Below are 24646 nucleotides of genomic sequence, written 5' to 3' on the forward strand. Positions count from 1 at the left end.
TTGGCTCATACCTGGAGCCAGAATGTGACGGGGCCATCGTTCACCAGCGAAACCTGCATATCTGCAGCGAATCGTCCGGTTTGCGTATTCATTTCCTGCTGGCGACAACGCTCAACAAAGTACTCGTAAAGTGCTTCTGCACGATCCGGCGCGGCGCCTTTTGAGAAGCTCGGGCGCATGCCGCGCTCGGTATCCGCTGCCAGCGTAAACTGGGAAACCACCAGCACGCTGCCGCCCGCCTGCTGGACGTTCAGGTTCATCTTGCCTTCCGCATCGCTGAAAATACGGTAGCCCAGCACGCGCTCACACAAGCGGCTGGCTTTTTGTTCGTCGTCATCCTTTTCGACACCCAACAACACCAAAAGTCCTGAGCCAATTTCACCCGTCACCTCTCCCTCCACGGTGACGCTGGCACGGGTTACGCGCTGTATCAATGCAATCATGGTTGGTCTGCTTCTAATTGTTTTTCAGCTTCTGCTGCTTTTTTCAGTTCGCGGTACACACCGAGAGTGACAGTTATTTCGGCACCAAGCAAGACGATACACCAGGTCCAGTAGACCCATACAAACAAAATGGGGATCACCGCCAGCACGCCGTAAATCAGCTGATAGGACGGAAACATGGTGATGTAGAGGGCAAACCCTTTTTTACCGAGCTCAAAAAGCAACGCCGCCACCAGCGCCCCCACAACCGCATCGCGGTTAGGCACGCGCGTGGTCGGCACGACGCTATAGAGCAGCCAGAACGAGAGCCACGACAGGATCAGCGGGAAGATGCGAAGCGCATTATCAATTACGCCGTTTAACTCACTCGCCCAGCGCAAGGAGAGAAGATACGAACTGATCGCCAGGCTCGCTCCGGCCAGCAGCGGCCCCAGCGTGAGAATCATCCAGTACACGGCAAAGGAATAGACCTTTGGCCGCGCTTTTTTACTTCGCCAGATCGTGTTCAGCGCGTTATCGATGGCGTACATCAACAGCAGCGCGGTGACGATAAGACCGCACGCCCCCACTGCCGTCATCTTGCTGGAATTGGCAACAAACTGCTCAATGTAGTTCTGGATGACATCCCCGGTTGCAGGAATGAAATTCGCGAAGACAAAATGACGAAGCTGCAGGCTGACGTCCGCAAACATCGGAAAGGCGGAAAACAGGGCAAAGATAACCGCCACCAGCGGCACTAATGAGAGCAACGACACGTAGGCGAGGTTACCCGCCAGCGTGGTCATGTTGTCCTCATCAATACGGTGCCAGAGCAGTTTCAGCCAGGCCCTCAGAGGGCGAGTATGATGCGTGGCTTTTTGATGAACGGTTTTTAGCATAGCTGCTTCGCAAAGTAGTTTGGTATCGTCTCTTTTCCGGTCACCAGAATTGACGTTATACCCAACTGGTTAGCTCCCTCTATATTATCGGCGTTGTCGTCAAAAAAGACCGCATCGGCCGCGGTGAATCCCTCTGACTGCAGAACAGCCTGATAAATTCGCGCTTCAGGCTTACGCATTCCCATCTCTTGCGAAAGATAGATCTTGTCGGCCGCCGCCTTAACTTCAGGGTATTCCTCAGGCCAGAACGTGGTATGTAGGCGGTTGGTATTTGACAACACAACGACCCGTTGGCCCTGCTCGCGGAGCTTGTGCATGATGTCGATCACTTCAGGCCGGATGGCGACGAATACTGCCTGCCAGCCGTGCGAAAACTGCTCGTAGCTCAACGGTAGATCCATCTCCTGGCAGAAACGTTCAGCGAATTCTTCATCGCCGATCTCGCCGCGTTCATGCTGATGGAAGGTCTCGCCCATCGCGAAATTCTGCTTCAGTGTCGCCAGCGGAACGCGGCTAAAGTCGCTCCATGCACCCAGCACGCGATTAAAATCGATATCGACGATTACGTTTCCTAAATCAAAGATATAAAGCATGTTTATCTCCTTCTCGCCGTGGAGAGATAACTGTAGCGGGAAAGATAAAGTTTGGCTATGCACGAGATTCAGCTGAGAGGGAGCAGTATGAAGAACAAAAATTTAGCCCAGGAAGATGATATTGGCTTTCGGGCGATAGGCTGGGATGAGTTTTATTTAAGTGCGTTTTTACGAAGATATACTTTTTAGTTCATTTTGCAAAAAATTATAGAAAAACGCTTCCATAAACTTTTTCTCATCACCATATTCCCCCAGTTTTTGCCATGGCAACCCCATTTCTCGCGGCTTTGCGAGAAATTGCAACAAGTCCACTTTACTTAAATTTACATTTAGATACAAATACTCTATTTATCTTCTTTTTTATAATGCTAACTTTACATTACTTTACACATGGAGCTGCACTTTCGTGAAGATTAAAAAGGGATACGTCCTCAGTGCCGTTTTAATAGCAATACACTGCGCATTCGCTATTTATTCATACAATGCCTACCAATTTAAAAAAGCCAGCAGAGATATTTTATATCAACTCTCTAGCCAATTAATTGTGAAGCAAGGGCTTGAACCAAAATCTTCAACCCACCTCGTTTTTGATACGTTATATATCGACGGAAACATATCCAAAGATGATGACAAAATCATTGTGGGACTTATCAAAAAAAACCTTATCCCTGTCAGAACAATATCGATAAACAGTGGTGGCGGCGATGTCGAAACTGCAATCAATATAGCACGAATTATTCATGATAAAGAAATTAACATTGAGGTCAGGCGATTATGCCTTTCTTCATGTGCTAACTATCTTTTCCCAGCGGCAAAAAACAAAATCATCAACTATGGTTCGATTATTGGTTTCCATGGGTCACCTAATTCTGATGACAATAAGTTAACAACTACAGTTAATGGAGAAATCAATACAGACACAACGATAACAGATCGCATTTTCTCAGAAATAAGAAAAACGGATAAAGCATTCTACAGAGAAATAAATGTGTCATGGATGATGCCACTTTGCGGGCAAAAAGAAAATATTGGTGATCCAGACACAGGTCTGTCGACGTACAGCGAAAAGGATTTTACGCGTTTTGGCGTAAAAAACATTTCATTCACGGATGGTGAAATGGTATGGAAAAAGTCTATGGATATTATGGGTATACCTTTTGCTCACTATTGCAAGGAACATTAATAATGCGTGAACTCAATGAAAGTGAATTAAGTAACGTCAGCGGCGCAGGAATGTGGGGTTCTATCGGTAGTGCGATTGGTGGGATGTTCGGTGGTGGTAGTGCTGGTTGTAATGGCAGCTATTCTCACACCAGCACCACTAATAAAGATGGTTCTCACTCTGAAAGCACATCCTTTAGCGGTGGTTGCTCGGTTAACGTTGGTGGTAAAAGCGGTGGTTCATCAAAAGGTAATGGTGGTTCGAAAGGTGGTGCGGCCGCCAGGGTAATGATCACGGTAGACATTAATTCCTGAATCATTATAACTCATAGCCGCTGATATTTAGCGGCTATTTCCACCCTGCAAGAGACCAGATATGTTTCGCAAGGAAGCTATTGAATATCAGAGTACCCGGTGGGAAGGGAAAGCCGTTCTTCTGCCGGGCATCCCTTTTGCTTTTATCATATTGCTCAGCATTGTTTTTATTGCTTCCATTTCTATTTTTATTACCAAAGGTTCCTATACCCGTCGCGTCATCGTTCACGGTGAGGTAACCACTTTCCCTGGCTCAGTGAATATCTCTGCATCAATGCAGGGTACAGTCGTGAAGAGTTTTGTTAATGAAGGCGATCGCGTAAAAAAAGGTGACGCCCTCTTTCTCATTCATTCGGGTGTATCGACGCAATCAGGCCTGGTTGATGAAAATAAAAAAAAGGAGATCGCGCTACAGATAAACAGTATCAGCGTAATGATGGCAAATTTGAACGCTTCAAAAAAACGTACTCTCGCTGCGCTAACAACTCAAAAAGATCATTATCAGTCCAGTTTTAATACCTCATCTGGGTTACTCGTGCAGGCTGAACGGGAACTGAATCAGATTGAGAAGAACGTTAACGATTACCGTAGTTATCAGGAAAAAGGTCTGGTCACCAAAGACCAGATGAGCAGTCAAAACGCACTACTCTATCAACAGCAGAGCAATGTTTCTGACCTGGTCGCCAGAAAATCACAAGACCAGGTTCAGGTCGATACGCTCAATCAGCAGATCCAGTCCCAGGGCGCCGATTATGACCATCAGATTTACCAGCTTGAGCAACAAAAATACGAGCTGGAAAAAGAAAAGTTAAATACAGAAGCGGAAGGTAATTATGTCATCGAGGCAACAGCAGATGGCTTAATCGACTCCATCAATACGGCGCAAGGTAAGATGATCGGCGCAGGCGATGTACTGGCGCGAGTTCAGCAGAATATCCATTCACCATGCTATCTCGAAACCTGGGTTCCCGATGAAGTTCTTCCTTATCTGGCGATTGGCCAGCGCGTTAATGTCAGTTACGACGCCTTTCCTTATGAAAAATTTGGTCAGTTCAGGGCATCAATATCAGCAATATCCAGGCTTCCGGCATCGAAGCCAGAACTCCTGTCAAAACAGACCATCGCACACGAATTCTATGACGATAAAAAGTCCTGGTACAAAATCATGATCAAACCTGACCTACAGTCTGTGCAAGTTCATGGAAAACAACTCTCACTGAGCCAGGGAGCCAAAGCGCAGATTTCTCTTTTCCTTGAAAAGAGACATATCTATGAGTGGTTATTATCGCCCTTTTACGAAATGAAAATGAGCGTAACGGACGCGGGTAATGAATAAACTTTATACACTTGAGACGCTGCTGCGCAAGTTGGATTTGAGGATATTTAAACGCATCCCAGTTGTCTTTCAAACTGAAGCGTCCGAATGTGGCCTGGCCTGTCTTTCAATGATATGCAGTTTTTATGGCAAGCAGGTCGATCTACTGCAACTCCGGCAACAATTCAATTTGTCATCACGTGGGGTCAACCTCCATGCGATAAAAGCAATTGCCAGTGAACTGGAGATGTCGTCACGCGCATTGTCCGTGGACCTTCAGGAATTACATGCCGTGCGTAAGCCCTGCATATTGCATTGGGATTTTAACCATTTTGTCGTACTAATTAAGGTCGATAAGAACAGCGCGGTGATCCACGACCCTGCGTTTGGACGACGGGTGATTAGCATGCCTGAATTGTCCCAACATTTTACTGGTGTTGTGCTTGAGGTATGGCCGGGAACCACTTTCTCAGTTCAAAAGAAGCAAAACAGGTTAAAAGCCACCACATTATTAAAGAATGTCAATGGACTGATGACATCACTGGCGAAGATATTTTTCTTATCGCTGGTGATTGAGTTAATCAGCCTGCTGTTGCCTGTGGGAACACAATTAGTCACGGATAATGTCATTGCATCCGGAGATTACGGTTTACTTAATATCATCTGTCTTGGGCTGTTTATTCTGATTCTGTTACGTTTGACGGTCAGTGTCATACGCTCCTGGAGCACGCTGATACTGGGAACACTCATCGACGTCCAATGGAGTTTTAGCCTCTTTTCTCACCTTATTAAGCTACCAACCACCTATTTTGAAAGACGCAAACTGGGAGACATTCAGTCTCGTTTCCACTCGCTTGATGCTATACGGGCCACTTTTACCACAGGTTTAACTGGTAGCATTATTGATACGCTAATGCTCATGGGTTTGCTGGTAATGATGTTTTTATACAACCTTCAGCTCAGCATGATAGTGGTCTCTTTTACCGCAATATACACCTTCATTCGGTTTGCTACCTATCGATACTATCGCCAGTTATCCGAAGAAGAGTTAATCAAGGAAGCACGTCTTAATTCTTATTTTATGGAAACCCTGTACGGTATCGCGACGATTAAGATTCAGGGGATGACTGACCTGAGAATTAATAACTGGTTTAATCTTTTTTCAGATAAGGTCAATACCGGCATTCGTTTGACGCGAATGGATCTCTTCTTTGGTGGTGTCGTCTCTTTTATCGCTGCCTGCGACCAAATTGTTATCCTGTGGGTTAGCGGCAGGCTGATGATGGATAGTCATTTAACCATCGGTATGTTTATCGCGTTTAATACCTTCAGGAGTCAGTTCTATGACCGAATAAATGCCCTGATCAACTTTATCATTCAGCTGAAGCTCATCAACTTACATAATGAACGCGTTGCCGATATTGCGCTGCAGGAAGCATCTTCTTCAACGGCCACCAGCCCGCTGCGTTTACCACACGGAGCCTTAACGCTCGAAACTCAGGATCTGACCTACCGTTATGATAACCATGCGGACCCTATATTCAGCAAACTGAATCTGACCATTCATGCCGGGGAGAGTATTGCTATTACGGGCGTATCGGGTGCAGGTAAAAGCACCTTGATGAAAGTGTTGTGCGGTTTATTCGAACCGTCGAACGGCTGCGTCCGAATTAATGGCATTGATATTAAGCAACTTGGTTTTGAGCATTATGCTGAACGCATTGCCTGTATCATGCAGGAAGATAAGTTGTTTTCAGGCTCTATCAAAGAGAATATCGCCGGTTTTCGACCTGACATTGACGAGCAGTGGATGGTGCAATGCGCCATCGCAAGCCATATTCATAATGACATTTTAAAGCTACCAATGGGTTACGAGACACTGATTGGTGAACTTGGGGAAGGGTTGTCCGGGGGTCAAAAACAGCGGATTTATATTGCCCGGGCATTATACCGCAAACCGGGTATTTTATTCATGGACGAGGCGACCAGCCACCTTGATAAAACCAGTGAAAGTCAGGTCAATCAGTCTATACAGGAGATGAACATCACCAGGATTATTATCGCGCATCGCGAAACCACGATTGCATCGGCAGATCGGGTGTTCGTGATAAATGGAGCAGAGTTACCCTAATCCGTGAATTTCGCAGGAAAGAGATAGCTTCGGGACATAACGCCCCAGGTAATGAAGAATTCTGGCGATCATCGAATAAAAAAGCCGCTGAGAGATCAGCGGCTTTTTAGTTGCCGGGTGGCGCTCACGCTTACCCGGCCTACGGATTGACCGTATTACTCTTCTTTCGCACCGCGCATAGCACGTTTACGATCGTTCTCGGTCAGGTGACGTTTACGGATACGAATTGACTGTGGAGTCACTTCTACCAGTTCGTCATCATCAATGAATTCCAGAGCCTGCTCCAGCGTCATCTTGATCGGTGGAACCAGAACCGTTGCTTCGTCAGTACCGGACGCACGCATGTTGGTCAGTTTCTTACCGGTCAGGCAGTTTACGGTCAGGTCGTTAGAACGACTGTGAATACCGATGATCTGGCCTTCGTAAACTTCAGCACCGTGACCCAGGAACAGCTTACCGCGATCCTGCAGACCGAACAGCGCAAACGCAACCGCTTTACCCTGACCGTTGGAGATCAGCACGCCGTTGTTACGCTGGCCCACTTCGCCCGGACGAACGTCGTCGTAGTGGCTGAAGGTGGAGTACAGCAGACCGGTACCGGAGGTCATGGTCATGAACTCTGAACGGAAGCCGATCAGACCACGGCTTGGGATCACGTAGTCGAGACGTACGCGGCCTTTGCCATCTGGATTCATGTTTTTCAGGTCGCCTTTACGCTCACCCAGAGCCTGCATCACAGAACCCTGGTGCTGCTCTTCAACGTCCAGCGTTACGTTTTCGAACGGCTCTTGTTTACGGCCGTCGATCTCGCGGAAGATTACTTTCGGACGGGAAACCGCCATTTCGAAACCTTCACGACGCATGTTCTCAATCAGAACAGACAGGTGCAGCTCACCACGACCAGAAACGCGGAATGCATCAGCATCTTCGGTTTCTTCAACGCGCAGCGCAACATTGTGCACCAGCTCTTTGTTCAGGCGGTCAAGGATCTGACGAGAGGTAACGAATTTACCTTCTTTACCACAGAACGGAGAGGTGTTGACGTTGAAGAACATGGATACGGTTGGTTCATCAACGGACAGGGCTGGCAGCGCTTCGACGTTCTGCGGATCGCAGATGGTGTCGGAGATGTTCAGTTCACCCAGACCGGTGATAGCGATGATGTCGCCCGCTTCCGCAACGTCACTCTCGATACGCTCAAGACCCAGGTGAGTCAGTACTTTACCGACTTTACCGTTACGGGTTTTGCCTTCGCTATCGATGATAGTAACCTGCTGGTTAGGCTTCACTTTACCGCGCTTGATACGACCAATGCCGATTACGCCAACGTAGTTGTTGTAGTCGAGCTGAGAGATCTGCATCTGCAGGGTGCCGTCGAGATCGACGTTTGGCGCAGGAACACGGTCAACAATCGCCTGATACAGCGGGGTCATGTCTTCAGCCATGTCTTCGTGGTCCAGACCTGCGATACCGTTCAGCGCAGATGCGTAAACGATAGGGAAGTCCAGCTGCTCGTCGGTCGCGTCGAGGTTAACGAACAGGTCGAAGACCTGGTCAACAACCCAGTCAGGACGCGCGCCAGGGCGGTCAACTTTGTTGATAACAACGATTGGCTTCAGACCATGGGCAAAAGCTTTTTTGGTCACGAAGCGCGTCTGTGGCATTGGGCCATCCATTGCGTCAACGACCAGCAGAACGGAGTCTACCATGGACATTACACGTTCAACTTCACCACCGAAGTCGGCGTGCCCTGGGGTATCAACGATGTTGATACGGTAGTCATTCCATTTAATCGCGGTGTTTTTCGCGAGGATGGTAATCCCACGCTCTTTCTCCAAATCGTTGGAGTCCATCACGCGTTCTTGGGTTTCGGCACGCGCATCAAACGTACCGGATTGCTGCAGCAGCTTGTCAACCAGGGTAGTTTTACCATGGTCTACGTGCGCGATGATGGCGATGTTACGCAAATTTTCGATCACAACTTTGCCTCAGGCATTTAGAAATAGCGCGTTATTGTACACGGATTAATCGCACTACAAAACAGGATCACAAACATCCCCCGCAAACAAGTATTGCAGAGATGCTTTGTGATCGCTTTCACGGAGCGGTAAAAGGGCACTTTAACGTAAATTGCACCAATATGGTGCTCAATGTTCACATTGAAGCACTATACTGGTGCAACAAATCCATTGTGGTGCAGCCCTTTTGCACTATGGTGCGCATGATAACGCCTTTTTGGGGTGATTTAAAAGTTGGCACAGATTTCGCTTTATAAAAAATACATGGCACCAGCCAGTACAAACAGAAATTGAAGACCTCGTTACCACGACGACAATGACCAATCTGGAGAGTTAAGTATGTCCGCTGAACACGTTTTGACGATGCTGAACGAACATGAAGTGAAGTTTGTTGATCTGCGCTTCACCGATACCAAAGGTAAAGAACAGCACGTCACAATCCCTGCTCATCAGGTGAACGCCGAATTCTTTGAAGAAGGCAAAATGTTTGACGGCTCCTCCATTGGTGGCTGGAAAGGCATTAACGAATCCGACATGGTTCTGATGCCAGATGCGACCACTGCGGTCATTGATCCATTCTTCGAAGAACCAACCCTGATCATCCGTTGCGACATCCTCGAGCCAGGCACGCTGCAGGGCTACGACCGCGACCCACGTTCTATCGCGAAACGCGCTGAAGAGTACCTGCGTTCTACCGGCATCGCAGACACCGTTCTGTTCGGGCCAGAGCCAGAATTCTTCCTGTTCGATGACATCCGCTTCGGTGCCTCTATTTCCGGCTCCCACGTGGCTATCGACGACATCGAAGGTGCATGGAACTCTTCCACAAAATACGAAGGCGGTAACAAAGGTCACCGTCCTGGCGTGAAAGGCGGTTACTTCCCGGTTCCTCCGGTCGACTCTGCACAGGACATCCGTTCCACCATGTGTCTGGTGATGGAAGAGATGGGCCTGGTTGTTGAAGCTCACCACCACGAAGTGGCGACTGCTGGTCAGAACGAAGTGGCAACCCGCTTCAACACCATGACCAAAAAAGCGGACGAAATTCAGATCTACAAATACGTTGTGCACAACGTTGCGCACCGTTTCGGTAAAACCGCGACCTTCATGCCAAAACCAATGTTTGGCGATAACGGTTCCGGTATGCACTGCCATATGTCTCTGTCCAAGAACGGTACCAACCTGTTCTCTGGCGACAAATATGCCGGTCTGTCCGAGCAGGCGCTGTATTACATCGGTGGTGTTATCAAACACGCTAAAGCGATCAATGCCCTGGCGAACCCAACCACGAACTCCTACAAGCGTCTGGTCCCGGGCTACGAAGCGCCAGTGATGCTGGCCTACTCTGCACGTAACCGTTCTGCTTCTATCCGTATTCCGGTGGTGGCTTCTCCTAAAGCACGTCGTATCGAAGTTCGCTTCCCGGACCCAGCGGCTAACCCATACCTGTGCTTCGCAGCACTGCTGATGGCCGGTCTGGACGGTATCAAGAACAAGATCCACCCGGGCGAAGCGATGGACAAAAACCTGTACGACCTGCCGCCAGAAGAAGCGAAAGAGATCCCACAGGTTGCTGGCTCTCTGGAAGAAGCCCTGCAGGCGCTGGACGCAGACCGCGAGTTCCTGACTGCAGGTGGCGTATTCACTGACGACGCTATCGATGCTTACATCGCCCTGCGTATGGAAGAGAACGACCGCGTGCGTATGACGCCACACCCGGTAGAGTTCGAGCTGTACTACAGCGTTTAATTAAAGTTGTTTTACCCGGCGTGATAAGCGCCGGGGGTAGTTGCCGTGGAAACTTTTAGCCCATCTCCGGATGGGCTTTTTTCTCCACCAACAACCTGATCTCACGCGCTTTTTACGCCGAAAACGCTATACTGCACTAAATTAGTGCAAACGACTCCAGGAGACTGCTGAATGGCAACTGGCACGCTGCCCGATGCTGGGCAGATCCTCAATTCTTTGATTAACAGCATATTGCTGGTCGATGACGAGCTGGCCGTTCATTACGCCAACCCGGCGGCGCAGCAGCTGCTCGCCCAAAGCGCACGTAAACTGTTCGGCACCCCGCTTCCTGAACTCCTGAGCTATTTTTCACTGAATATTGGCCTGATGCAGGAAAGTTTGCAGGCCGGCCAGGGGTTTACCGATAACGAAGTGACGCTGGTGATCGACGGGCGCTCGCACATTCTGTCGCTAACCGCGCAACGTCTTCCCGAAGGTCTGATCCTGCTGGAAATGGCGCCGATGGATAATCAGCGTCGACTGAGCCAGGAGCAGCTTCAGCATGCGCAGCAGATTGCCGCCCGTGACCTGGTGCGCGGTCTGGCGCATGAAATCAAAAACCCGCTGGGTGGATTACGCGGCGCGGCACAGCTTCTGACCAAGGCGCTGCCCGATCCCGCGCTGGCGGAGTATACCAACGTCATCATTGAGCAGGCGGACCGTCTGCGGAATCTGGTAGACCGTCTTCTTGGGCCACAGCAGCCGGGAATGCACGTCACTGAAAGTATCCATAAAGTGGCTGAGCGTGTGGTGAAGCTCGTCTCAATGGAGCTGCCGGAGAACGTCACGCTGGTACGTGATTACGACCCAAGCCTGCCGGAACTGGCCCATGACCCGGACCAGATTGAGCAGGTCCTGTTGAATATTGTGCGTAATGCCCTGCAGGCGCTGGGACCTGAAGGGGGGGAGATTATTTTACGCACCCGCACCGCCTTCCAGCTCACGTTACACGGCGTGCGCTACCGGCTGGCCGCCCGAATTGACGTTGAGGATAACGGGCCCGGCATTCCATCGCATTTACAGGACACCCTGTTCTACCCGATGGTAAGCGGTCGCGAAGGCGGGACCGGCCTGGGCTTATCCATTGCCCGCAGTTTGATCGATCAACACTCCGGGAAAATTGAATTTACCAGTTGGCCGGGACATACCGAGTTTTCGGTTTTCCTGCCGATTAAAAAATAAAGGTGACGTTTATGCAACGAGGGATAGTCTGGGTAGTCGATGACGATAGCTCCATCCGTTGGGTGCTTGAACGCGCGCTCACAGGGGCGGGATTAAGCTGCACGACGTTTGAGAGCGGCAGCGAAGTGCTCGACGCACTCACCACCAAAACGCCAGATGTTCTGCTTTCGGATATCCGTATGCCGGGCATGGACGGGCTGGCGCTGTTAAAGCAGATCAAACAACGCCACCCGATGCTTCCGGTCATCATAATGACCGCGCACTCCGATCTGGATGCCGCGGTGAGCGCCTATCAGCAAGGGGCGTTTGATTACCTGCCCAAACCGTTTGATATCGACGAAGCGGTGGCACTGGTTGAGCGCGCGATTAGCCATTATCAGGAGCAGCAACAGCCGCGCCACGCGCCCGATTTTGGGCCAACCACAGACATCATCGGCGAAGCGCCGGCGATGCAGGACGTGTTTCGCATTATTGGTCGTTTGTCCCGCTCGTCCATCAGCGTATTGATTAACGGTGAGTCGGGAACCGGTAAAGAGCTTGTGGCACATGCATTGCACCGCCACAGCCCGCGGGCAAAAGCGCCGTTCATCGCCCTGAATATGGCGGCGATCCCGAAGGATTTGATTGAGTCCGAACTGTTCGGCCATGAAAAAGGGGCATTTACCGGCGCCAATACCATTCGCCAGGGGCGGTTTGAACAGGCGGACGGCGGCACGCTGTTCCTGGATGAGATCGGCGATATGCCGCTGGATGTCCAGACCCGCCTGCTGCGCGTGCTGGCCGACGGGCAGTTTTATCGCGTGGGCGGCTATGCGCCGGTGAAGGTGGACGTACGTATTATCGCCGCGACCCATCAGAACCTGGAACAACGCGTGCAGGAAGGAAAATTCCGTGAGGATTTATTCCACCGTCTAAACGTCATCCGCGTTCATCTGCCGCCGCTGCGTGAGCGTCGGGAAGATATTCCCCGCCTGGCACGCCATTTCCTGCAGGTAGCCGCTCGTGAGCTGGGCGTGGAAGCCAAGCAGCTTCATCCGGAAACCGATGCCGCTCTGACGCGTCTGGCGTGGCCGGGCAACGTGCGTCAGCTGGAAAACACCTGCCGCTGGTTAACCGTGATGGCCGCCGGGCAGGAAGTGCTGATTCAGGATTTACCGGCCGAGCTGTTTGAAGCGACCGCGCCTGAAAGCAGTACCGGGCACGCGCTGCCGGACAGCTGGGCGACGCTGCTGGCGCAGTGGGCCGACCGCGCGCTGCGTTCCGGTCATCAAAACCTGCTGTCTGAAGCTCAGCCGGAGATGGAGCGTACGCTGTTAACTACCGCGCTTCGTCATACGCAGGGTCATAAGCAGGAAGCCGCTCGCCTGCTGGGATGGGGACGTAATACCCTGACGCGCAAGCTTAAAGAGCTGGGAATGGAGTGATCGCACGCCGCTGTGTAAAGGTTATTAATTGAGCGCAAATTGCCGTTATTTTGCGCTTTACTGTTACGATGAGTTTTGTATGATCGTGCCCGGAAATTGGGGGTGAACATCATGCTGGAAACAATCGTGAATATGCTCTCTAGCGGAGCCGCTGAAAGCCACACGCCACAAACAGCCGTTGCGGCTATGTTGTGTGCGGCGCTGGTTGGGCTGTTTAGCTAGCGAGTTGAACGTAAAAGCCGGGTGGCAGCTTCGCCTTACCCGGCCTACGTTTAGTGCTTTTGGCAATGCGCCTTAAATCACCCGCGAGAACTGCTGCAGTCGCGCTTTCTGACGCAGATACGCGTCAAAGCACATGCAGATGTTACGGATCAACAGACGCCCTTTCGGCGTGACCTCAATTGAACTCTCCGACACATCCACCAGCCCGTCTTTCGCCAGCGGTGCAATCAGCTTCAGGTCTTCCGCAAAATAATCGCTGAAGCGCAGATCCCACTGCGACTCAACGTCGCTGAAATCGAGACGGAAGTTGCAGATTAGCGCCTTAATCACATCGCGCCGGATGCAGTCGTCACGCGTTAACGCAATGCCGCGCCACAGCGCGTTGCCCGTTTCATCAACCTGCTGATAGTAAAGCTTCAGCTCTTTCTGGTTCTGCGCGTAGCAGTCACCAATCATGCTGATGGCAGAGACGCCCATGCCGAGCAGATCGGTATCGCCCTGGGTGGTATAACCCTGGAAGTTGCGGTGCAGTACCCCTTCGCGCTGGGCAATGGCCAGCTCGTCGTCCGGACGGGCAAAGTGATCCATGCCGATAAACTGATAGCCGGTTTCGGTCAGCGAGGTGATGGTTTCCTGCAGGATATCCAGCTTCTGCTGGGCAGAAGGAAGATCTGCATCTTTGATCTTGCGCTGAGCGGCAAAGAGCGTCGGCAGATGCGCATAGTTAAAGACGCTCAGGCGGTCCGGGTTGAGTTCGGCCACGCGCTTCAGGGTGAAGGCGAAGCTTTCCGGCGTTTGCTTTGGCAGGCCGTATATCAGGTCAATATTGGTCGAGGTGAAACCAATCTCACGTGCGTGATTGAGTAAGGCAAAGATAAATTCTTCGTCCTGCTCGCGGTTCACCAGACGCTGAACCTCTTTATTGAAATCCTGCACGCCCATGCTCAGACGATTGAAGCCTTCGGCGCGTAAGTGATCCAGTACATCCAGCTCAATTTCACGCGGATCGACTTCGATCGAGATTTCAGCGTCGGCGTTAAAACTGAAATTGCCGCGCAGCAGGGTCATCAGGCGGCTTATTTGCGCTTTATTCAGATAGGTTGGCGTCCCGCCGCCCCAGTGCAGCTGGCTGACGTGACGGCCAGCAAACAGCGGCGCGCGATGGACAATTTCTTGTCCGAGCGCATCAAGATATTGGTCGGCTTTGTGCTGCTGACGGGTAACGATTTTATTGCAGCCGCAGAAGTAACACAGCTTGTGGCAGAACGGAATATGGACGTAGAGCGACAGCGGACGCTCAGGATAGCGCGCGACAGCCTGCTGGAAATCAGCCTCGCCGAAAGCATCGGAAAACTCCAGCGCGGTGGGGTATGACGTATAACGCGGCCCGGAATAGTTATATTTCTGGATTAGGGCCAAATCCCAGTCGATAGTTGGTGCTGACATGCTCACTCCTTCCGTTGGTGTCGCGTTCGTATACGGCGGCCCGTTCTGGCCCCATCGCGGGCCATCATTCGGGTGCGCAGCCACTTCTGTCGCCGCGACAACCGCCGTAGTTTAACGAATAACCACACCAGATAACATATAACCGGAAGGGTTATAAGCAGGACTATCGTGCCTGCCGGGTGCAAATGTTAGTTTCCACCCTTCAGAAGACGCATCATATCTTCCTGCTTCTCGTCTTCTTCTTCATCTTCGTCATCGTCGTATGACAGGCCCAGCTTCTGCATCAGTTCATCGATACGATCCAGTTTGGCATCCACCCATGACTGCTCTTCAGCGGTCAGGGTTTCACCCTCTTCAAGACGTTCCAGCAGCGCGTCCAGGCGCTCATCGTTCTCCAGCAAATCCAGCTCAGCCTGCGGTGAAAGCATAGGTTTCTCGCTCTTTGGTTTGTGCTGCTTAGTGACCGGGGTGTCTGTCACGCCCAGTGGAATGGGAGTTTTACTGCCGATACGAGGGTCTTTCTGCTGTTTGCCTTTTGCAGAAGCACCCGCTGCACCACCACCGTTGGCACGGCTACCCGCAGCGTGACCGCGATGTTTTTTGTCGCGTTTGCGATCGCGCGCTTCCTGGTTCAGTTCTTCGCGCGTTTTGCGGCGTGCTTTTGCGGGGCGTTTCGCGCCCGCAGCGGAGGTTGGTTTTTTCATGATGTTTTATCTTTAAGTCGTTTTCTTCAGTATAGAATTGCGGCGAAATCTAGCAGAAAGCAAGCAAAGAAAAAAGGCGACAGAGCAATCTGTCGCCTTTTTTCCTGACTCACAACCCTTAGCGGGTCAGACATTCCGTGTTTGCCAACAACAAACCCTGTTTATCCCTTGGCTAATACCGTCCGTGATACGGTTCCATTTCCTTTTAAAACGCCTCCAGGCGCTGGTCATCCTGACAATCCTGCGTCTTCGCCTCCTGGCGCTCCTGACCCTAATCCTTAAGTCGATTTCCTGTTGGCTTCCTCGCCCTGACGCACACTTTACCTTGTTCCGGTAAACTAACAAGCAACGAAACGGTACAAAAGGGGATTTTCAGACAATTACCCGGAAATAAGCTTATGATTTAAAACAGTTTGGCTTTTTTGATGCCTGCGAATTCTCTGAAATCTCCCATAGCATCACTGGCCGATCTCTCACACCGGTTGTGGCATTCGCCTACAGCTCATAGCAATCAGAAAAGCCTTTTGCCTGCATTCGGGTATAATCCCCTTCAGATTACGATTTTGGAGACGACCACGTGACTACCTGGAACTACCAACAGACGCATTTTGTCACCAGTGCGCCCGATATTCGCCACCTTCCGTCTGATACCGGTATTGAAGTGGCATTTGCTGGCCGCTCCAATGCGGGGAAATCCAGCGCCCTGAATACGCTGACCAATCAGAAGAGCCTGGCGCGTACCTCAAAAACACCTGGCCGTACCCAGCTGATCAACCTGTTTGAAGTCGCAGAGGGCAAACGCCTGGTCGACTTACCGGGCTACGGTTACGCGCAGGTACCGGAAGAGATGAAAATCAAGTGGCAGCGTGCGCTGGGTGAATACCTGGAAAAACGCCTGTGCCTGAAAGGTCTGGTGGTGCTGATGGATATTCGCCATCCCCTGAAAGATCTGGATCAGCAGATGATCGACTGGGCTGTAGCAAGCGATATCGCCGTGCTGGTGCTGCTGACGAAAGCCGATAAGCTGGCGAGCGGCGCGCGTAAAGCGCAGGTGAATATGGTTCGCGAAGCGGTGTTGGCATTCAACGGTGATGTGCAGGTTGAGCCGTTCTCCTCGCTGAAAAAGCTGGGCGTGGACAAGCTGCGTCAGAAACTCGACACCTGGTTTAGCGAGCTGGAACCCGCGACGGAAGCGGAAGAAGAGTAATACCGAGCGCGGCGATAGCCGCGTTTTTTTGCCTGAATTTTTCTTTGACGCAATAAAAAACGCCCCAGTCATTACTGACTGGGGCGGCTAAAATATTCAGCCAAATCCGATTACGTGAAGTAAAAGGTCTGAAAGATAGAACATCTTACCTCTGTACCCTACGCCGACAACTCTACCCCTTTTTGTGCTGCAGAAAAAGCACTTTTTGTAGTTTTTTTTCATTCTTTACATAGGGAATTCTAATGATTGTCACAAAACGCGCGTTGTTATGTTGCAAACTTACATAAAAAGCGCGTTATGCGAAGAGCCGTTAGTGAGCCTGATCCCAGTTTTCGCCACTTCCCACTTCCACCAGCAACGGCACGTCGAGCGTCATACTGCTTTCCATCAATTCGTGGATCTTCTTCGACACGGCGTCGAGGTCGTCTTTATGCACTTCAAATACCAGTTCATCGTGTACCTGCATGATCATTTTCACGCGAGGTTTCTCTTCTTCCAGCCAGGTATCAACGGCGATCATTGCACGCTTAATAATGTCCGCCGCGGTACCCTGCATCGGGGCGTTGATCGCCGCACGCTCTGCGCCAGCGCGACGCGCCGCGTTGCTGGATTTGATGTCCGGTAAGTAGAGACGGCGGCCATCCAGGGTTTCGACGTAACCTTTTTCCTTCGCCTGCGCGCGGGTGCGTTCCATATATTCCAGCACGCCCGGATAACGCTCGAAGTAGAGATCCATATACTTCTGCGACTCTTTGCGCGGAATGTTGAGCTGGCGCGAAAGACCAAATGCGCTCATGCCGTAAATCAGACCGAAGTTGATCGCCTTAGCACTGCGGCGCTGTTCGTTGGTCACGCTGTCCAGCGGCAAGCCGAAGACTTCCGCCGCGGTTGCCCGGTGGATGTCCTTCCCTTCGGCAAACGCGGTCAGCAGACCTTTGTCGCGGGACAGATGCGCCATAATACGCAGCTCAATTTGCGAGTAGTCAGCAGAGACAATCAGATAATCCTCTGGTGCGATGAAAGCCTGGCGAATACGGCGGCCTTCTTCGTTACGTACTGGGATGTTCTGCAGGTTGGGATCGGTTGATGAGAGACGACCGGTCGCCGCGACAGCCTGATGGTACGACGTGTGCACACGACCCGTTTTCGGGTTGATCATCAGCGGGAGCTTGTCGGTGTAGGTAGACTTCAGCTTCGCGAGGCCACGGTACTGCAGAATCACTTTTGGCAGCGGGTAATCCAGCGCCAGCTCTTCCAGCACCTCTTCAGAGGTTGACGGCGCGCGCCAGGAGTTTTCTTCAGCGGCTTGATGCCCTGCTTTTCAAACAGAATGGTTTGCAGCTGCTTCGGCGAAGAGAGGTTAAACGGCTCGCCTGCAAGCTCATGCGCTTTTTGCTCGAGCTCGGTCAGACGCTGCGCCAGCTCCCCGGAGTGGTTATGCAGCACCGTTGGGTCGATTTTCACGCCGTTGCGTTCAATGCGGGACAGCACGGGCACCAGCGGCATCTCGATATGCTGGAACACGTTCAGCGGACCTTCATGTTTCTGCAGTTTTGGCCACATCTTCAGGTGCAGCTGTAGCGTGACATCTGCGTCTTCCGCCGCGTAGCGCCCCGCTTCTTCCAGAGCAATCTGGTTAAACGTGAGCTGATTTTTCCCTTTACCGGCAATCTCTTCAAAGGTGATCGTTTTGTGCTTGAGCCAGCGGTCAGATAAGGAATCCATATCATGGCGGCCCGCGACGCTGTCCAGAATGTAGGATTCAAGCATGGTGTCGAAGGCAATCCCGCGCAGTTCAATGCCGTAGTTTTGCAGAATGCCGCGGTCGTACTTGAGGTTTTGCCCAACCTTGAGCGCCTTTTCGTCTTCCAGTATCGGCTTCAGCAGCTCAAGCACGCGTTCACGGGAGATCTGCTCCGGCGCATCCAGGTAATCGTGCGCCACGGGAACGTAGGCGGCAATACCCGGCTCTGTCGCAAATGACAGGCCAACCATATTGGCAGAGATGTTATCGAGGCTGTCTGTTTCGGTATCAAAGGCAAAGACGGGCGCCTTTTTCAGTTTCTCGATCCAGGCGATCAGCTGTGACTCTTCAAGAATGGTTTCGTAGTTGTCGAAGGAAAGCGCCACGGCTTCTTCTTCCGCCTGCTCTTCTGCGTCAACGACGATCGTCTCCTTCGGCTTTGCAGCAGGTTTAGCCCCTTTTGCCTGTAGCCATTTACCGGCTTCCACGTCAGCGGTCCAGCGCTTGAATTCGAATTTCTTAAACAGGCTCAGCAGATCGTCAGCGGAAGGCTGTTGCACTTCAAGCTGCTCACAACCCAGCTCCAGTTCGACATCGGTTTTGATTGTGGCCAGCTTATAGGAGAGATAAGCCACCTCTTTATTCTCTTCCAGTTTTCCGGCCATGGTTTTTGCACCACGGAAGGAGAGCCCGGCGATTTTGTCTGACTCCGCGTAGAGCGTATCCAGACCACCCAGCCCCTGGAGCAGCGCCTGCGCGGTTTTTTCACCGACGCCAGGGACACCCGGGATGTTATCCGAGGAGTCGCCCATCAACGCGAGGAAGTCGATAATCAGCTCAGGCGGCACGCCGTACTTTGTGACCACTTCTTCTGGCCCCAGAATGGTGTTGGTCATGGTGTTAATCAGGGTGATGCCTGGCGTCACCAGCTGCGCCATATCTTTATCACCGGTGCTGATCAGCACAGGACGACCCATCTTTTCTGCTTCACGCGCCAGCGTACCGATGACGTCATCGGCTTCAACGCCAGAGACGGCCAGCAGCGGCAGCCCCATCGCTTTTACCATGGTGTGCAGCGGCTCAATCTGCGCGCGCAGATCGTCAGGCATTGGCGGACGGTGAGATTTGTAATGCTCAAAAAGCTCGTCGCGGAAAGTTTTACCTTTCGCATCAAAGACCACAGCCGCATGGGTTGGCTGATACTGAAGGATCAGGCTGCGCAGCATGTTCAGCACGCCGTACATTGCGCCGGTGGGTTCCCCTGCGCTATTGGTCAGAGGAGGAAACGCATGATATGCCCGATACAGGTAAGAAGAGCCATCGACGAGAATAAGAGGGTTTTCTGGGATCTGAACCATAATGTCCGTGCCTTTAATCAATTTATGGGTAAAGGATGCCACAGAAGGATGAAAACATCAGGTATTAGCGCCAGATACAGGAAAAGATTTTGCGATCGTGAGGATCGCTCGCAAAAATCAAACTGTGGATAAGTTTGTGTATATTTTCACTTCATATGAATAACAGACGTAAAAAATACATATGCGTTAAATTTTAGATCTTAATTATCATGCTGTTATAGCATTAGATCTTATCTATATGGTCAACTGATGGCAATTTAGTCTATGTGGATATAAGCCTTGTTAAGCGCGCAATCACAGAGAAATCGTGTGCGACAGGGTAAAAGCGGCCAAATCATCACGTCAAAGCGCCATTAATTTGTCAGTTTTCTGGTAAAATCAGCGTCCGGCGTCGCATAGCCGACCGCTCACTTACAGCTAACTACCTGAAAAAGCTCATCATGCCGAGATTGCTCGCAGCAATAACATTACTGTTAAGCATCATTTTAACTATCCTGGTGACTGTCGCCTGCTCTGTGCCGATCATTATCGCCGGGATCGTTAAACTGCTGCTGCCTGTTCCCATGGTGTGGCGAGCCGTGTCCGCATTTTGTAACTTCATGATGTACTGCTGGTGCGAAGGACTGGCGATCCTCCTGTGCCTGAACCCGCATCTGAAGTGGGATATCAAAGGGCTGGAGAGCCTTAACAAGAAGAACTGGTATCTGCTGATCTGCAATCACCACAGCTGGGCGGACATCGTGGTGTTATGCGTACTTTTTCGCAAACACATCCCGATGAACAAATATTTTCTGAAACAGCAGCTCGCCTGGGTGCCTTTTATCGGGCTGGCCTGCTGGGCACTTGATATGCCGTTTATGAAACGCTATTCGCGCAGCTATTTGATTCGTCATCCCGAGCGTCGCGGCAAAGATGTGGAGACCACGCGCCGTTCCTGCGAAAAGTTTCGCGCGCATCCTACGACCATCGTGAACTTTGTTGAAGGCTCCCGGTTTACGGAAGAGAAGCATCAACAAACTCGCTCCCCTTACCAGCACTTGCTGCCGCCAAAGGCTGCGGGTATTGCGATGGCGCTTAACGTGCTGGGATCACAGTTCGATAAACTCCTGAACGTCACGCTCTGCTATCCGGAAAACGATAAGACGCCGTTCTTCGATATGCTCAGCGGCAAACTGACGCGCATTGTTGTGCGTGTCGATCTGGTTCCGATAGATGCCGGGCTGCACGGTGATTACGTTAACGATAAGAATTTCAAGCGTCGTTTCCAGCAGTGGCTTAATACGCTCTGGAAAGAGAAAGACGAACAGATAGACAATATTAAATCTTCATACAAAAACGCCGGTCAGTGACCGGCGTTTTTACATCAGCGAAATTACTTCTTCTCAACCAGGTATTTCACGGTATCAGCATACTGCTGTACGAAGATATCCATGCTGCTGGTGTCCATGCCCTGCATGTTCAGCTGGTATTTGCCGTTAACAAACATCGCCGGAACGCCCTGAAGCTGGAGGTCAGCAGCCGCTTTTTCCTGCTGAGCAACCAGAGATTTCACCACAAAGCTGTTCCATGCTGCGTCATACTCTTCCCCTTTCACGCCGGCATCAACGAACACTTTACGGATATCCGCAGTGGTCTGAACGGTCTGGGTTTTCTGTACGGCTTCAAACATTGGCGCAGTGATCTTATCTTCCACGCCCAGTGCCATCGCGACCGCCCACGCCTGGGTCAGGTCTTTACCCAATGGGCCCAGGAACTCGACGTGGTACTTGGTCATTTTGGTGCCTTCTGGCAGCTTTTTCTTCACGTTGTCAGAAACATGTAGAACCTGCTCGAACTGATAGCAGTGCGGGCAATAGAACGAGAAGAACTCCAGAACCTGTGGCTCGCCAGCGACCGGTTTGTCCAGCGTGGTGTACTGTTTGCCGTCGGTAAACTGCGCAGCAGAAGCGCTAAATGCCAGAATCATACCTGCCAGCGCCAGCCAAATTTTTTTCATGATTAACTCTCTCCTGGGTGTGTCCAATTAATACATCGGCGTTAATTGCAGAGGGGGTTCCTGAAGAACCTTGACCTGCTCAGTAAATGTAGATATCTGGCTACGCCAGTAATCCTCTCCGGTAAGCCACGGGAAATTCCGGGGAAATGCGGGATCGTCCCAACGCCTGATTAACCATGCGAGATAATAAACAAAACGCATCGCACGTAAAGGCTCAATCAGGCCAATTTCGTCTGAATTAAACGGGCTAAATTCTTCATAAGCTTCAATAATCGTTTCAAGCTGCATGCGTTGCTCGGCTTTATCACCATTGAGCAGCATCCACAGGTCCTGAACCGCTGGCCCCATACGCGCATCATCGAGATCGACAAACAGCGGGCCATCACGCCAGAGGATATTTCCTGCATGACAATCGCCATGCAGGCGCAGGACGGAAATATCGTCACGCCAGCAGGTTTTAACAGCAGCAATGAGCTTATCGGTGGCGTTGAGGAAATCATCCTTTAACGCAGTGGGGATCATGGCAGACGTTTCGAATATTCCCCGCGGCTCAAGAAGGTATTCCTGAATCCCGATAGTCGGGCGGGCAATAAAGGCTTTTTTGCGTCCCGTCTGGTGTATGCGCCCAAGATAGCGGGCAACCCACTCCATCTGATCGATATTATCCGCTTCAAACTGGCGGCCACCCAGGCTCGGGAATACAGCGTAGTAAAACCCTTCGTGCGTGAGGAGCGTTTGGTTATTGAATTTTAGCGGTGCGGCAACGGGAACATCGTCATTCAGCAGATCGTGAGCAAACTGATGCTCTTCCTGAATTTGTTCTGCGGACCAGCGTTCTGGACGATAGAATTTTACGACGAAGCGCTGACGATCCTCGTCCTGAAATTGATAGACGCGGTTTTCGTAGCTGTTTAACGGTGTTAGCCCGGAATCCACCCGAATACCCTGTTCAAACAGGGCATCCATAATGGTGTCCGGGTGTAATGTCTGGAAAGTAAAAGCCTGGTCGTTCATCCGATCATCCGGAAATTATACGAATGATTCAGGATATCATCTTGTGGCGATTTCGGTGCCGCCGCTTACAAGCTTTTACTCTTTAATTACGCCTCGGGCGCGCAGTAATGCGGTCTTAAAATCTTCCTCATAATCTTTCTGAATACCAGGAATAACAGCATCTTTGGCAGAGTCACGCATTTTAAGGTGATAGATCAGGATGTCGTCAGAAAGGTCTGCCAGATCGCCGTCAAAACCTGACTCTTTCGCCAGTTTCTGTAAAAATTGCATCAGATTTAGCTCTGGCTCTTTTTGCCAGGCGGGCTGGAGGAGTTCAATAACTTCATTCAGACGTTTACATTTCATGGTGGTGCTCCTTTCATTTAGAGTGACACGTTAGCAGGGTCAATCCCACAATAAAAGAGGCGATATTCGTGAATCTTAGCCAGGAAATCATTGGGGTCGTTCTGGCAGGTGGCAGAGCGACGCGAATGGGGGGAAAAGATAAGGGGCTTCAACGCCTGAACGGTAAACCCTTATGGCAATGTGTCGCTGATACGCTCGCAGGCCAGGTGTCGACAATGGTCATCAGTGCTAACCGGCATATCGACACTTACCAGCTCAGCGGGTATGCCGTTTACCAGGATATCCTTGAGGATTACCCGGGACCGCTGGCCGGGATGCTTTCGGTCATGCAACAGTCTCAAGGAGAGTGGTTTATCTTCTGTCCCTGCGATACCCCGTTTATTCCGTCCTGTCTTGTCGAACGTTTGTTGCTGCTTCGGGGTACGGCTCCTGTGGTTTGGGTACATGACGGCGAGCGTGATCATCCTGCTATCGCACTGATGCACCGATCCCTGGCGCCAGCCCTGCAGTCCTATCTGGCTGCGGGAGAGCGCAGGGTGATGGCTTTTATGCGCGAGTCTGGTGGTCATCCCGTTGATTTTAGCGATTTAAAATCAGCTTTTGTGAATGTGAATACGCCTGAAGATTTGCAGATGATGCAGGAGAAAAAATGATACCTGTTGTCGCCATTTCCGCCTGGAGTGGGACCGGAAAAACCACGCTGCTGAAAAAGCTCATTCCTGCGCTTTGTGCCAGAGGTATCCGTCCAGGATTGATTAAGCACACCCATCATAATATGGATGTCGATAGACCGGGCAAAGATAGCTATGAGTTGCGTAAAGCGGGTGCAGCGCAAACGATGGTGGCAAGTACTCAACGCTGGGCGCTGATGACAGAAACGCCGGATGAGGCACCGCTGGATCTCGCTTATCTGGTCAGCCGGATGGATCACGCCACGCTGGATCTGGTGCTGGTCGAGGGATTTAAGCATGAGGCCGTGCCTAAGATACTACTGTTCAGAAGCGATGTCGGGCATGATTTCAGCGAATTAACGCTGGATGAGCATGTGATTGCGGTGGCCAGTGATGTTGTATTGCCGCTTGAAGTTCCAATGCTGGATTTAAATGATGTGGATGGGATTGCGGAGTTTATTGTGGAGTGGAGTGCGATCTGACTTGCCGGGGAGCGGTTTCGCCCTACCCGGCCTACAAATTTCTGAAGTGCTTAAACGCAAAAAGGCCATCCTTGCGGATGGCCTCTTCACTTATTTGATGCCTGGCAGTTCCCTACTCTCACATGGGGAGACCCCACACTACCATCGGCGCTACGGCGTTTCACTTCTGAGTTCGGCATGGGGTCAGGTGGGACCACCGCGCTAAAGCC

Annotated in this window: 22 protein-coding genes, 1 rRNA gene and 1 pseudogene; 12 read left to right on the forward strand and 12 right to left on the reverse strand. The window is 51.2% G+C overall.

The genetic code is table 11. From position 1 onward, the window contains the following. Positions 1–5: 5 nt before the first annotated feature. Genes dtd through yihX form a run of 3 tightly spaced genes read right to left on the reverse strand, consistent with a single transcriptional unit; the run spans position 6 to position 1914 of the window. A complete protein-coding gene (gene dtd, locus ACZ6J2_RS20090; protein WP_471726519.1) occupies positions 6–443 on the reverse strand; it encodes a D-aminoacyl-tRNA deacylase in 438 nt (145 codons plus the stop codon). Continuing rightward, positions 440–1321: a virulence factor BrkB family protein gene (locus ACZ6J2_RS20095; RefSeq protein ID WP_045888499.1), complete on the reverse strand. Its 882-nt coding sequence runs from the start codon at positions 1319–1321 to the stop codon at positions 440–442. Before ACZ6J2_RS20095 ends, dtd begins: the two co-directional genes overlap by 4 nt. Next, entirely contained in the window at positions 1315–1914 is a 600-nt protein-coding gene (gene yihX / locus ACZ6J2_RS20100; RefSeq protein WP_471726520.1) for a glucose-1-phosphatase, read from the reverse strand. The genes ACZ6J2_RS20095 and yihX overlap by 7 nt, the downstream gene beginning before the upstream one ends. Positions 1915–2320: 406 nt before the next feature. Here yihX and ACZ6J2_RS20105 point away from each other — a divergent pair, with 406 nt between their 5' ends. The 4 genes from ACZ6J2_RS20105 (at position 2321) to ACZ6J2_RS20120 (ending at position 6836) form a co-directional block, all read left to right on the forward strand. Next, on the forward strand, positions 2321–3097 hold the full coding sequence (locus tag ACZ6J2_RS20105) for a hypothetical protein (RefSeq protein WP_471726521.1): 777 nt from the start codon (positions 2321–2323) through the stop codon (positions 3095–3097). A gap of 2 nt (positions 3098–3099) precedes the next feature. Next, positions 3100–3390, forward strand: coding sequence for a hypothetical protein (locus ACZ6J2_RS20110; RefSeq protein WP_471726522.1), 291 nt, complete (start codon positions 3100–3102; stop codon positions 3388–3390). A 61-nt stretch (positions 3391–3451) separates the two neighbouring features. Further along, entirely contained in the window at positions 3452–4726 is a 1275-nt protein-coding gene (locus tag ACZ6J2_RS20115) for an HlyD family secretion protein (protein WP_045888496.1), read from the forward strand. Next, positions 4719–6836: a peptidase domain-containing ABC transporter gene (locus tag ACZ6J2_RS20120; RefSeq protein ID WP_471726523.1), complete on the forward strand. Its 2118-nt coding sequence runs from the start codon at positions 4719–4721 to the stop codon at positions 6834–6836. Before ACZ6J2_RS20115 ends, ACZ6J2_RS20120 begins: the two co-directional genes overlap by 8 nt. A 155-nt stretch (positions 6837–6991) precedes the next feature. Here the strand turns inward: ACZ6J2_RS20120 and typA are convergent, their stop codons facing one another. Further along, positions 6992–8815 (reverse strand): ribosome-dependent GTPase TypA, encoded by a 1824-nt coding sequence (gene typA / locus ACZ6J2_RS20125; protein WP_023309762.1) that lies wholly within the window; start codon positions 8813–8815, stop codon positions 6992–6994. Between the two features lie 378 nt (positions 8816–9193). Here typA and glnA point away from each other — a divergent pair, with 378 nt between their 5' ends. The 4 genes from glnA to ACZ6J2_RS20145 all read left to right on the forward strand — a co-directional run bounded on the left by glnA (position 9194) and on the right by ACZ6J2_RS20145 (position 13470). After that, a complete protein-coding gene (glnA, locus tag ACZ6J2_RS20130) occupies positions 9194–10603 on the forward strand; it encodes a glutamate--ammonia ligase (RefSeq protein ID WP_023309763.1) in 1410 nt (469 codons plus the stop codon). A gap of 171 nt (positions 10604–10774) precedes the next feature. Then, positions 10775–11824 carry a nitrogen regulation protein NR(II) gene (gene glnL / locus ACZ6J2_RS20135; protein ID WP_008501857.1) on the forward strand — a complete coding sequence of 350 codons (1050 nt, stop codon included), beginning with the start codon at positions 10775–10777 and terminating at the stop codon, positions 11822–11824. A gap of 11 nt (positions 11825–11835) precedes the next feature. Then, positions 11836–13248 (forward strand): nitrogen regulation protein NR(I), encoded by a 1413-nt coding sequence (gene glnG, locus ACZ6J2_RS20140; RefSeq protein WP_023309765.1) that lies wholly within the window; start codon positions 11836–11838, stop codon positions 13246–13248. Positions 13249–13359: 111 nt separating this feature from the next. Beyond that, on the forward strand, positions 13360–13470 hold the full coding sequence (locus ACZ6J2_RS20145; RefSeq protein ID WP_023333898.1) for a YshB family small membrane protein: 111 nt from the start codon (positions 13360–13362) through the stop codon (positions 13468–13470). Between the two features lie 72 nt (positions 13471–13542). On the opposite strand, the gene hemN is transcribed toward ACZ6J2_RS20145, so the two are convergent. Together hemN and yihI are read right to left on the reverse strand one after the other, a co-directional pair. Continuing rightward, positions 13543–14916 carry an oxygen-independent coproporphyrinogen III oxidase gene (gene hemN / locus ACZ6J2_RS20150; RefSeq protein WP_471726524.1) on the reverse strand — a complete coding sequence of 458 codons (1374 nt, stop codon included), beginning with the start codon at positions 14914–14916 and terminating at the stop codon, positions 13543–13545. 188 nt (positions 14917–15104) lie between these two features. Then, positions 15105–15620, reverse strand: coding sequence for a Der GTPase-activating protein YihI (gene yihI, locus ACZ6J2_RS20155; RefSeq protein WP_032644299.1), 516 nt, complete (start codon positions 15618–15620; stop codon positions 15105–15107). Between the two features lie 577 nt (positions 15621–16197). On the opposite strand from yihI, the gene yihA reads away from it, so the two are divergent. Further along, positions 16198–16827, forward strand: coding sequence for a ribosome biogenesis GTP-binding protein YihA/YsxC (gene yihA / locus ACZ6J2_RS20160; RefSeq protein ID WP_029741470.1), 630 nt, complete (start codon positions 16198–16200; stop codon positions 16825–16827). A 96-nt stretch (positions 16828–16923) separates the two neighbouring features. Here the strand turns inward: yihA and spfP are convergent, their stop codons facing one another. Together spfP and polA are read right to left on the reverse strand one after the other, a co-directional pair. After that, on the reverse strand, positions 16924–16971 hold the full coding sequence (gene spfP, locus ACZ6J2_RS20165; RefSeq protein ID WP_071892919.1) for a small protein SpfP: 48 nt from the start codon (positions 16969–16971) through the stop codon (positions 16924–16926). A 166-nt stretch (positions 16972–17137) separates the two neighbouring features. Continuing rightward, positions 17138–19929, reverse strand: a pseudogene (gene polA / locus ACZ6J2_RS20170) (DNA polymerase I). Positions 19930–20369: 440 nt separating this feature from the next. Here polA and ACZ6J2_RS20175 point away from each other — a divergent pair. Next, positions 20370–21278 (forward strand): acyltransferase, encoded by a 909-nt coding sequence (locus tag ACZ6J2_RS20175; RefSeq protein WP_471726525.1) that lies wholly within the window; start codon positions 20370–20372, stop codon positions 21276–21278. Between the two features lie 23 nt (positions 21279–21301). Here the strand turns inward: ACZ6J2_RS20175 and dsbA are convergent, their stop codons facing one another. The 3 genes from dsbA to ACZ6J2_RS20190 form a co-directional block, all read right to left on the reverse strand. After that, positions 21302–21925, reverse strand: coding sequence for a thiol:disulfide interchange protein DsbA (dsbA, locus tag ACZ6J2_RS20180; protein ID WP_109846461.1), 624 nt, complete (start codon positions 21923–21925; stop codon positions 21302–21304). 27 nt (positions 21926–21952) lie between these two features. Next, entirely contained in the window at positions 21953–22939 is a 987-nt protein-coding gene (locus ACZ6J2_RS20185; RefSeq protein ID WP_471726526.1) for a serine/threonine protein kinase, read from the reverse strand. A 75-nt stretch (positions 22940–23014) separates the two neighbouring features. Continuing rightward, a complete protein-coding gene (locus ACZ6J2_RS20190) occupies positions 23015–23284 on the reverse strand; it encodes a YihD family protein (protein ID WP_008501866.1) in 270 nt (89 codons plus the stop codon). A gap of 68 nt (positions 23285–23352) precedes the next feature. Between ACZ6J2_RS20190 and mobA the strand changes: the two genes are divergently transcribed. Both mobA and mobB read left to right on the forward strand, forming a co-directional pair. Continuing rightward, positions 23353–23937, forward strand: coding sequence for a molybdenum cofactor guanylyltransferase MobA (gene mobA / locus ACZ6J2_RS20195; protein WP_471726527.1), 585 nt, complete (start codon positions 23353–23355; stop codon positions 23935–23937). Continuing rightward, the gene (gene mobB / locus ACZ6J2_RS20200) at positions 23934–24437 is read left to right on the forward strand and encodes a molybdopterin-guanine dinucleotide biosynthesis protein MobB (RefSeq protein ID WP_471726528.1); all 504 of its coding nucleotides are present in this window, start codon (positions 23934–23936) and stop codon (positions 24435–24437) included. The genes mobA and mobB overlap by 4 nt, the downstream gene beginning before the upstream one ends. 99 nt (positions 24438–24536) lie before the next feature. Here the strand turns inward: mobB and rrf are convergent. Further along, positions 24537–24646: ribosomal RNA gene (gene rrf, locus ACZ6J2_RS20205) — 5S ribosomal RNA — on the reverse strand; the annotation flags it as partial.

It is taken from the genome of Enterobacter sp. E14S, from assembly GCF_055666685.1.